The organism is Pseudomaricurvus alcaniphilus, assembly GCF_011440395.1.
Classification (GTDB): Bacteria; Pseudomonadota; Gammaproteobacteria; order Pseudomonadales; family Cellvibrionaceae; genus Pseudomaricurvus; species Pseudomaricurvus alcaniphilus.
Genome location: NZ_JAAOIX010000025.1, coordinates 1 through 3,503 on the forward strand (window position 1 = coordinate 1; position 3,503 = coordinate 3,503).

A 3,503-nucleotide genomic window follows, 5' to 3' on the forward strand; every position below is an offset into this window, starting at 1 on the left:
TTCCCATTATGCGCGACAGTGGATTATACAGGCTTCCAAAACGCAATTCCGAACAGTGAGTTTAGTGATCGAATAAAACCCTTTTATTTTCATGTGGTTACTGGTTGTCTATTTGCCCTGATTCTCAACTTGCTTGCACTTCAGCCGTGCATAATCAGAGATTATCCAAAAATGCCAATATTGAGTCAGTAGGCCGGTACCGATTTACTTTCTGTTGAGGTTCCTTGAGCATATTAAGCGCCTTTTGCTTCATATCAAGATTTGCCTCGACATACCTATGCGTTGTCGATGGGCTTTCGTGGCCCAACCAAAGCGCGATTACCGTTAGATCCACACCCGATTGGAGGAGGTGGCAAGCTGTTGTGTGGCGAATACGGTGGGGCGAGATTTTTCGTCGCTGGAGTTGCGGACAGTATTGAGACGCCATTTGCAAGGCCAGCTTCAAACGATCCGTTACACCTGTCCTGCTCAATGGGCCGCCTGCGCGATTTGGAAACAGGTGCTGATTAGGCGAGGAATCAATTTGATGCATCCATTCTCGTAATTGCCTTGCTGTACCGGACCATATAGGTACGGTCCTTTCCTTGCGCCCCTTGCCGTGAATCCGCACTGCGGGACTTCGTCCCAATACAATATCTTTCACCTTCATTTCAATCATCTCAGAAACCCGAGCGCCAGTATTATAGAGTATGTTGAACATTATCCGGTCTCTCCGTCCACACCAAGTGGTTATATCTGGCGCATTGAGTAAAGCATTGATTTCCTCGCGCGAGAAGAAATCCATCAAAGGTTGGTCAAACCGTTTTAAGGGGATGGCCAATATACTTTGAATCATAGGCAAGGAAATCGGGTCCTGGGTGGACACATAGTGCATAAATGAGCGAACGGCTGTTAGTCGTGTATTACGTGTATGAATGCTATTGTGCCTGTTGCGTTCGATGTCATTGAGAAAGGCCAATACAAGGCTGGCATCCATGTCTGGCAATGTGATTTTCGCCGGGGATTTCCCAAGCCACTTGTGAGCAAAATTGAGCAGCAGTCGAAAGGTGTCTCGATAACTTGCCACTGTTTGAGGGCTAACATTTTTTTGTTGCATTAGATGATTTAGAAAAAACTGTTGTAACAGTACCGAAAGTTGTGGTCGAGATTGAGTCTTTTTCATACGATATCCGCCGACGCAAATTTCTCGAACCGCTGAACGGCAATCGACATTAGCTCAGGAACGCCAGTAACATACCAATAGGTGTAGGTCACTTCGGCGTGACCAACATAGGTAGAGAGAGCAAGCATCTCCTTATCAATGTCGATACCTTGTCGATACCACCGCAATATACAATGCGTGATAAAGGTATGCCGCAGATCCTGAATCCGTGGCGTGGGGTGGCTGCCTCGCGCATGTAGGTGTAATTTATTGCATATTCGGCGAAATTGACGCTGCGCTGTATCCTTTTCCAAACGATGGCCTCCCGCTAGAAGAAAGAAGTTTTTCCATCGACGCGCGATGAAATTATCTTCGCGAATATGGGCGTACCGTTTCAGCGCGTGTACTGTGGTGGAATGCAATGGGACTAAACGGGATTTTTTGCATTTTGTCTCACGCACTGTGAGAACTCCTGCCTCCAAATCAACATCTTGTATTCTTAATCGCAGTGCTTCAGAGATACGAAGCCCTGTCGCTGCAAGCAAACCATAAAGAGTCTCGTATGCCGCAGGCCGTACACCACCGCGGGGAGGCAACTCCGATGCAGCGACTAATATTGATCGAATCTCTTCATTGGTATATATATGGGGCGCCAATCGTTGACGCTTTGGACCGATAAACTTTGGAGGAGGCACCTCTGTATCAGGGTCGAATTGGGCTCGGTACTTTGTAAATGGGCGAAGCGCCCTAATACGGTCAGCCCACGTTCTTGGACATGTCGTCTTGTGGTGAGCCCACTGTGTTACAAGATCCAGCGTGATAGGTCCATGGTGATCTCTTGCGTCGGCAAATCGTGCAAAGCGCAATAATTGATAGCCTCCTATCTCTAGGGCAAATCCCATTTTACGCCTCATAGCAATATACTCTTCGACTAGAGATACCATCGCGGGTCGTTTTACGATCATTGCCCAAGCCAGGGAGCGACGACAAGATTAAGCCTATCCATATCGATCTTGGCATAAATCATTGTTGTATCGATACGGCGGTGTCGGAGAATGTCCGCTATTTCCTTAATGCTAGCTCCCGCTTTCAGCATCTGGCAGGCGGCGGTATGTCGACAGGTATGCGCACCAATGGAAGGTGTCATATGACACCGTGAACTCGCTAGACGCACACGACTGCAGACAGCACCGCTGCTTATGGCGGAATTAACGGGCCCACGGTGCCTGACAAACAATGCCCGGCAAGGAGCCGAAGGGCGACCGTGCGATAGATAGTCGACGATGGCTTCTCCTGTTCTTTCGGGCAAAGGCAACAATTGTACTCGATGGGTCTTGGTGCTTTTAACGGCTAATATCCCCTCATGCCAATTGATATCATTAATCTGCAGTTGAGCCACCTCGCCAGCTCGAAGCCCTAAATCGATCAGGCAACGTGTTATCGCGTAATCGCGCCGTCCAATGGCTGTCGTACGATCAAACGAGCTCAGCAAGTGGTCAACCTCCAAAGATGATAGTGCTTTTGGTAAAGTCGCTAGTCGCCATTGAGCAACCCCAGGGATAGAAGCTATCAACGGTTCTGTATGATCACCAAGCATTGCGCGATATCGCAAGTAGCTACGTAATGCCCCGGCAACGGACCTTATCGATGAGGGTTTGAAATCCTTACCTAATCGCGTAACGAAACGATGTATATCCCGGCTCGTAACGAGTTTTATGTCAACGGGGCGTTTGCCAAATTTGACTGCTAGAAACTGATCTACGTAGCGAACCATACAGGTTCGAGTCGAAGCTGCCAGACCACGAACCTCGTCGAGGTAAGTTTCGTAGCGAGCTAATTCTTCAATCCGTGGATAACGGGGTCTAGGAGCATGGCCCGGGATAGCTCCTTCGGCCCTCAGTATTTTCAGCAGGTGCTTTAAGGCGGCCCTGACACTGAACATACTACGGCGACATTGCTGTGCGCATTCACAGGCCGGAAGATGATCAAACAGAAATTTTTTGATTGTTTCTTCATTTATGAACTGTAACTGACAGTTTTTACCGTCCAGCCAGTGGGCAAAATGAGCCACTGCGTGGGAATAGGTACGAATACTCTGCTCAGAATAACCAAGGTTAATCAGATAAAAAATATAGGCATCAACAAACGGGGCTAAAGCACTTGAGCAAAGCCAAGCCTGGTTTCTTGACGAGACAAAATCATAGTCCATAATCACTCCCTTCGACAAAATGCTGAAGGAAAGGCTTCTGTACTATGTACGACGACGAACGAGCGAACGGTTCGTAAACATCTAGAATTATAGGCTATATAGAACTTAGAGAAGTTTATAACTTGCATAATTTGCGATCGTGCATAATGGGAA

At 47.7% G+C, this 3,503-nt stretch carries 3 protein-coding genes; all 3 read right to left on the reverse strand.

Features of this window, described 5'->3' with window-relative positions:
• Positions 1-154: 154 nt before the first annotated feature.
• Genes G8764_RS22090 through G8764_RS22100 form a run of 3 tightly spaced genes read right to left on the reverse strand, consistent with a single transcriptional unit; the run spans position 155 to position 3,350 of the window.
• Positions 155-1,162 carry a site-specific integrase gene (locus G8764_RS22090; protein WP_166168520.1) on the reverse strand — a complete coding sequence of 336 codons (1,008 nt, stop codon included), beginning with the start codon at positions 1,160-1,162 and terminating at the stop codon, positions 155-157.
• Positions 1,159-2,106, reverse strand: coding sequence for a tyrosine-type recombinase/integrase (locus G8764_RS22095; protein ID WP_207952048.1), 948 nt, complete (start codon positions 2,104-2,106; stop codon positions 1,159-1,161). The genes G8764_RS22090 and G8764_RS22095 overlap by 4 nt, the downstream gene beginning before the upstream one ends.
• Positions 2,103-3,350: a site-specific integrase gene (locus G8764_RS22100; protein ID WP_166168523.1), complete on the reverse strand. Its 1,248-nt coding sequence runs from the start codon at positions 3,348-3,350 to the stop codon at positions 2,103-2,105. The genes G8764_RS22095 and G8764_RS22100 overlap by 4 nt, the downstream gene beginning before the upstream one ends.
• Between the last annotated feature and the right edge of the window lie 153 nt (positions 3,351-3,503).